Genomic DNA, 6,788 nt, shown 5'->3' with positions numbered 1-6,788 from the left:
TTACTTGTATAACTCTTTTACAGCTTGGACTTTTGCCACCAATTACTGCTAATTCTATATAAATTATACTGGATTTATTTCTGCTATTCTAGCATAGCTACTCTGGGAGAGCCGCAGTTTTTTTTGAAAAAGGCAATAAAGGTTTTGTTAATAGTGGATGTTCTAAGGATATTTTGAAATTTTTTAGATAATTACATGATAATGACTTTGTACAGTATCGTTTATAAGAATTTTTCAGCCATAACATATTTTGTTCTAAATCTTGTTTATAAGTCTTATAGGTGATTCGCTCATACTGAATATAAGCATCATAGGGACTTGAGGTTAAATCATCTAATATTTGCCTTGCACTTTTAAGAGGATAGTCTGCGCCACTCAGTAATATAAACCAATCCGGCGCATCTGCTACCTCGTACATTAGTTTAAGAGCTTGCACAGTCGCTTCAACAATAGAAAATTCTCCCCATTTAGTCTGTAAGTGAGGGCGAACAAATAAAACATTCTTCGACAATTTATCCCTAGATAAATCACATTTGTCAAAATCATGATGACAAAAAATTAACGGATAATTAAACATACTATTTAATTTATCGATCAACCGATAAATTTGTAGTGGTTTCGCATGAGTTAGTAAAATAAACCCAATAGAATTATGAGAAATATTAGGCATTTTTCAGGCACTATTTTTACTTTTATAGATAAATTCAAATTCTTAATCGCCGTCTAATTCCACCAATTTACCAATATTGAAATCAATTTTTACCCAACCTTTGAGTTGTTGCAAATTCTGGATTAAAAGTAGCGGAATTTGCCAATGATGCAAAGTCAAAAATGGTAAAGGATCATCAAGGCTATAAATAGCATCAGTACCCTGGATTATGGTCTTAACTGCTGTTTGTAATTGCTGCCAAGAACGGATACCTGTTAACCGCCAAATTTCGTGATATATCCAGTAAGTCGGCTTGCTACTTGCCAAAGGTTCTAGAGGTGCAGGTAGGGGAGTTTGCTCAAAATAAGCCTCGGCTACACCAGGATGATTGTAAAACATGGTAATTGCCGAATGAGTCCGGGGATTGCATTCAATGGCGTAAACTGTACCGTCTTCAGCTTGGATAAAGTCAAAAGAAACTTGTCCCGTCAGCCGCAAACTCTTGACAAAATGTTGTATCCATGAACGAATTTGGGGATTTTCGACGTTTTCATAGTTAATTTGAAACGCCGAAGAGTTACAACAGCAATGTAATCTGAGTTCCCCATCCCGGACTGTACTATGGGTACAAAACTCCTTACCAGGGATAAACTCTTGCATAATCCAAGGTGTTTCGGGGCTGATGGGTAAACTGTTAACAAAAGCGGCGGTTTCTTCTGGGGTGTCGCAGGGAAGTTTGGTTAAATTCAGGCGGCGAACGGAGTCGTAAGGAATACTTTTAAGGATATATTTGCGGGTTTCTTGGCTAAAATCAAAATTAATTACTTGTTGAGGGTCAGTAATTTTAAAAGATTTAGGTACAGATAAACCAAGCGATCGCGCTTTATCAGTAAAGGCAAATTTATCATCTAGCATCTTGGTAATATCTGCATCAAAGTGAAACACTTCGCAGTATTTTGATAGTTCTGGCTTGGCTAAAGAGTCATAGTAACTAGCTACAGGACTGCACACAGGGACATAAACGTCAACTTTTTCTTGTTTGACGATTTCCACTAGCGCCTGAATGTAGGCTTCTGGGTCTTTTTGTGGAGCCGGAACTGTATAAAAACGACTCACAGCTTGAGAAAATCTATGTCCAGATAACCAATATTTGTGACTTTCAATCAAAATTACTCTGTGTCCAGCCTTATGGAAGGAGCGAGCCAGTTGCAAAGCTTTGGTCATCTTGGCTCCACTTACCAAGATAGTTCGGGGGTGAGCCGCGACGACAGTTTTTGTAAACAAACGGCGCACCAGACCCCATAGCAAAGCTATCACCACCATCAAAGCATTCAACGGCAAGGCTAAGAGTAATAATGTCAAAGTGCCAAAAGTCTTGAATAGAGCTAAAATTTTTACTCCCGCACCCGTGGAAGGCGTTGATACAGGCACAGATAAAGATATTGATTGTGACATAAATAATTTCCTTTGTGTTGATGGTAGAGACGTTGTGATATAACGTCTCTACTGCTTTACGCCACTTTTCTAATTAAGGTGACACCATCGCGGATGGGTAACAAAACTTGCTCAACACGCACATCAGCAGCCACAACCGAGTTAAAATAGGCGATCGCTTCACCGTTAGCAGTGCGTTGTTCTGGTGGTAGGTAAGCTTGTCCTTGCAACAAGGTGTTATCCACACAAATCAAACCATCAGGAGCGAGTAAATCCTGATCCAAAATCATCTGGAAGTAATCAACATACTCCTTTTTATCGGCATCGATGAAGATTAAATCAAATGATTCTTTTCTGGCTGCTAGTTTGCGGAGGGTTTCTAAAGCTGGTGCAACTTCGACAATGATTTTTTTGCCGTCCGGGGATTCGTCAAAGCAAGTTTGAGCAAATTGGGCAACATAAGCATCTACTTCGCAAGCAATGAGTTGTCCGTCACTGGGTAATGCTTCCGCCATCGCTAAGGCCGAGTAGCCAGTAAACATTCCCACTTCGAGAATGCGCTTGGCTTTGGTAAGATGCACTAACATTTTCAAGGTCTGCCCTTCCAGATGTCCAGAGAGCATTTCCTGTTCTAGTTGACGTACTGTTTCCCCATCACTAAAGCGTTTACTCCAGTCTTCTTGGCTGGTTTTTTTGGCTAATGCTGCTAAGGCGCTTGATTCTGGGGTGGTGCATTCATCCAAGTAAGGATCTAAACCAGCAGCTAACTGCACTGACTGGCGTAGCGCATCTAATATCTCGGCGGGAATATTTTGCTGTTGTGCTAATTTCAGGGTTTGCTGTAACTGGGCTACTAAGATGCTGTGGGGCGTGATTGGTCTAGGGGTTGGGAGTTGTACAACACTGGTCATCTTTTTACACCCCTAATAATTGCACTTCTTGAGGTTCAATGTAGGCATCAATGCCAGCACCACCACGAGGATATTCAGCACACAGACGTTTATGTTCAGCTAAGGCTAAATCTAGTTCTTCACGAGTCAAGTCATTAACAAAGAAACACTCACCAATGGGACGCGGCATGGCGGCGCGTTGTTTACCATCTCTAGTGAGGCTAATAGATTTAGTAGCATACCAAAGTAAATCTTCATCTAGCAGAGGGTGATCTAGAGATAGACCGATACGACTCATCAAACCTAAAATGCGATCGCGCTCTTGTAAAGAAATATAACCCCGGCGGGCGGCAATAGTCGCAGATAAAGCCATATCGATATTGACCGCGTGACCGTGATATAAAGGTACTTGCGGCGCTAATTCTAGGGTAGGACTCCAAGTATGACCGTAGGCAATGACGCGATCAAGGTCGATTTCATGCAGGTTGGGAGTTTCTAACTCCAACATGGTTTTGATGGCTTCGTAGTTAACTTTATGGGCAATCTCTTTGATTTCTGCTGTGCCATTCACATAGCCAAAATGAGTCTTCAACAGTTCTTCGCCATATTCGTATAGCAGTTCAAAGACTTGTGAGTTAGCAACTACAGCAATTTTGACTAACTCCGCTATTCCGTTGCGGACTTGAGCCGTGGGTAAGGTTTGCAAAAATGAAAAATCCAGAATTACCTTCAAAGGTGCATGATAAGCACCCAGGCGATTTTTCAATTTGCGATGGTTCACCGCTACCTTAATTGCTACACCTGCATCGATTAAGCCAATTAATGTAGTCGGAATGCGAATATAGTTACTCTTGCGACGATAGGCAGCACAGGCAAACCCAGCGACATCAGTAATCAAACCACCACCAATAACTAAAACTGGTTCCTTACGCACTAAGCCAAAGTCGGCAAAAGCATCAATAATTTTTTCAAAACTCTCCAGGTTTTTCCCTGGCTCAGTGATGATGATCGGAAATACTGTCAGTGCGATTTCATAATGCTGGAAATATGACTTAATCTGTTCGCCATAAAGTTCATAAACATTGGCATCAACTACAGCCAAACAGCGACCAAACTTTGCATAGCTATCGGCAATTTCTCTGTTTTGAATATCAAATGTACCGTTCACATAGACAAGACTAAAATCGATCTTCTCGTAGCCTTGGACGTGAAACGCAGTTTCTGTTGCTTCAAACGATGCTTGAACTGTATTCATGTATTTTCGCTGTCAGCTTTTTTAGAGATCAGCCCTGTATTGTCGCGTGATCCCCAGAATCAAGGCAAGGACAGTTAAGACAGTTAAGAAATTTAAAGAAAAAAATTTATCTGTTTGCGATCGCTCCCCCAACCCCAAGAGTTGAAAAAAATTACCAATAAGTATAAAGTAAGTTTTGGAAACTCATTGCTCACATTGAGCTATAAAGCCGCGCATCTAAGAATATGCGGCTCGATATTTACTAAATATTCTCAATTAAGATGTTTTAATTGCCAATGTCAAATAAAACACAAATAGTTTACCTAAATGACGAGATTTTCCAGTAATCCAAGAGCATGACAAAAGCAACCACAGCATCACCAATAAACTGGCATAAACCCAAAATTTCGCCATTCCTGGGGCTGATTTTAGGTATACTGATTCTGCTGACTTGCTTGGTGTTTAGTGTCACTTTAGGTGCAGCAGAAATACCGACAAATAAGATTTTGGCATCCTTTATCATTTTTGATGGGTCTTATGAACATCTGGTCATTCAGACAGTGAGATTACCGCGATCGCTCATCGCCTTGCTGGTAGGATCAGCCTTGGCAGTTGCGGGTGCATTAATGCAAGGTTTGACACGCAACCCCTTGGCAGATCCCGGAATTTTAGGTATTGAGTCAGGAGCCGCATTAGCTGTAGTCGCCACAACCTTTGTTTTTGGTAGCTCTTCCCTAAATGTTTTAACTATCGTGGCTTTTTTAGGTGCAGGTGTGACAGCAGTGTTAGTCTACCTGATTGGTTCCTTGGGTAAAGGCGGAGCCACCCCACTGAATCTCACCATTGCAGGCGCAGCAATTACCGCCCTGATTTCCTCAGTGATGACGGCAATGCTTATAGTTAGCCAAAGAACCTTAGAAGAAATTCGATTTTGGTTAGCTGGTTCATTAGCTGGCCGCGATATCAATATATTATTCTCAGCATTACCTTTTGTCGTGATTGGCTTAGTCCTAGCTTTTGCCCTAGGTAGACAAATTACCACCATGAGTCTAGGTGAAGATGTGGCTAAAGGCTTGGGTCAACAAACGGGTTGGGTGAAAATTACAACTGCCATCAGCGTAGTTTTACTGGCGGGAAGTTCTGTATCTTTAGCTGGGCCAGTTGGCTTTATTGGCTTAATTGTTCCCCATATTGTGCGGTTTTTTATCAAAGCTGATTACCGTTGGATTTTGCCTTATTCCGCAGTCTTGGGGGCAACTTTACTGTTAATTGCAGATATCGCGGCGCGTGTCTTACTCAAACCCCAAGAAATACCCGTAGGAGTTATGACAGCCTTGGTTGGCGCACCCTTTTTTGTCTACTTGGCTAAATCGAAGGTAAGAAAATGAAATTGGATTGGCTTGTATTTCGTTCTGAAACGATATCTTTGCGGATTGACCGCCGTGTGCCACCAATGCTGTTATGTTTGGCAGTGGGGCTTGTGGTGGCGATGGTGATGAATTTAGGACAGGGTGAATATCCGATTTCTCCCTTAGATATCGTCAAAACTGTATTAGGTATAGATACAGGCAACCCAGATCATGCTTTTGTGATTGATAATCTCCGTCTACCCCGTACCCTAGTAGCTGTAATGGTGGGAATGGCGCTGGCGGTGGCTGGGACTATCTTTCAAGGCATCACACGCAACCCATTAGCTGATCCCAGCATTATTGGGATTAATGCAGGCGCAAGTTTAGCGGCAGTTGCCGTAATTGTACTCTTACCTGCAGCACCAATTTACGCTCTGCCTTTATCAGCCTTTGGCGGTGCTTTATTGATGGCTGGGTTAATTTACTCCTTAGCTTGGAACAATGGTAGTTCCCCCGTTTTGTTTATTTTAATGGGCGTGGGATTGTCTGCGATCGCCAGCGCATTCACCAGTTTGATGATTACCTTTGGCAATATTTATAGTGTCAGTGATGCCTTGGTGTGGTTAGCGGGTAGTGTTTACGGACGCACATGGGAACAAGTCTTTTCCTTTTTACCTTGGTTAATCGTTTTTGTGCCGATGGCATTGATATTAGCTAGACAGTTGAACGCCTTAAATTTGGGGGATGATGTCGCCAAAGGTTTAGGAACTCGCGTGGAATGGCAACGGGGTTTACTGGTACTAGTCGGTGTCGCCTTAGCCGGTGCAGCAGTCGCCACAGCAGGAATGATTGGTTTTGTAGGATTAATTGCACCCCATATCGCCAGACAGTTAGTAGGTACAAATCATCAAGGCTTGATTCCTATCTCGACATTATTGGGAGGAATGTTAGTTGTAATAGCAGACTTTCTAGGAAGAACAATTTTTGCACCCATTGAAATTCCTTGTGGCATTGTAACGGCTGCCGTCGGTGCGCCTTATTTCCTCTATTTGTTAATTCGTAATCGGAAGAAATAGCTTTGTGAACTAGTACAAAAAGGCAAAAGTAAAAAGTAAAAAGTAAAAATTTAACTTATATCACAAGCTTTTCACTAACTTGAGATGGCATCTTTATTTCTGCCGCATTTTAATAGATAAAAATCCGATTTTGATTAATTTTAAGATGGTAAAAAA

Annotated in this window: 6 protein-coding genes; 2 read left to right on the top strand and 4 right to left on the bottom strand. The window is 41.6% G+C overall.

The genetic code is table 11. The annotated features are described in order from the left end of the window. Positions 1 to 97: 97 nt before the first annotated feature. Genes H6G79_RS24535 through H6G79_RS24520 form a run of 4 tightly spaced genes read right to left on the bottom strand, consistent with a single transcriptional unit; the run spans position 98 to position 4,228 of the window. The gene (locus H6G79_RS24535; protein WP_190592510.1) at positions 98 to 670 is read right to left on the bottom strand and encodes a beta-1,6-N-acetylglucosaminyltransferase; all 573 of its coding nucleotides are present in this window, start codon (positions 668 to 670) and stop codon (positions 98 to 100) included. Positions 671 to 712: 42 nt separating this feature from the next. After that, positions 713 to 2,104 (bottom strand): ATP-grasp domain-containing protein, encoded by a 1,392-nt coding sequence (locus H6G79_RS24530; protein ID WP_190592511.1) that lies wholly within the window; start codon positions 2,102 to 2,104, stop codon positions 713 to 715. Positions 2,105 to 2,160: 56 nt separating this feature from the next. Next, positions 2,161 to 2,994: an O-methyltransferase gene (locus tag H6G79_RS24525; protein WP_190592512.1), complete on the bottom strand. Its 834-nt coding sequence runs from the start codon at positions 2,992 to 2,994 to the stop codon at positions 2,161 to 2,163. A 4-nt stretch (positions 2,995 to 2,998) separates the two neighbouring features. Further along, positions 2,999 to 4,228 carry a sedoheptulose 7-phosphate cyclase gene (locus H6G79_RS24520; protein ID WP_190592513.1) on the bottom strand — a complete coding sequence of 410 codons (1,230 nt, stop codon included), beginning with the start codon at positions 4,226 to 4,228 and terminating at the stop codon, positions 2,999 to 3,001. Between the two features lie 335 nt (positions 4,229 to 4,563). Between H6G79_RS24520 and H6G79_RS24515 the strand changes: the two genes are divergently transcribed. Then, the gene (locus H6G79_RS24515) at positions 4,564 to 5,595 is read left to right on the top strand and encodes an iron ABC transporter permease (RefSeq protein ID WP_190592514.1); all 1,032 of its coding nucleotides are present in this window, start codon (positions 4,564 to 4,566) and stop codon (positions 5,593 to 5,595) included. Then, complete coding sequence (locus H6G79_RS24510; protein ID WP_190592515.1) at positions 5,592 to 6,632, top strand: iron ABC transporter permease; 1,041 nt, start codon at positions 5,592 to 5,594, stop codon at positions 6,630 to 6,632. The genes H6G79_RS24515 and H6G79_RS24510 overlap by 4 nt, the downstream gene beginning before the upstream one ends. The last annotated feature ends 156 nt before the right edge of the window (positions 6,633 to 6,788 follow it).

The sequence above is a fragment of the Anabaena sp. FACHB-83 genome (assembly GCF_014697485.1).
GTDB lineage: Bacteria > Cyanobacteriota > Cyanobacteriia > Cyanobacteriales > Nostocaceae > Nostoc_B.
Note: the sequence above shows the minus strand (reverse complement) of the source record. Positions and strands in the feature narration are given on the sequence as shown.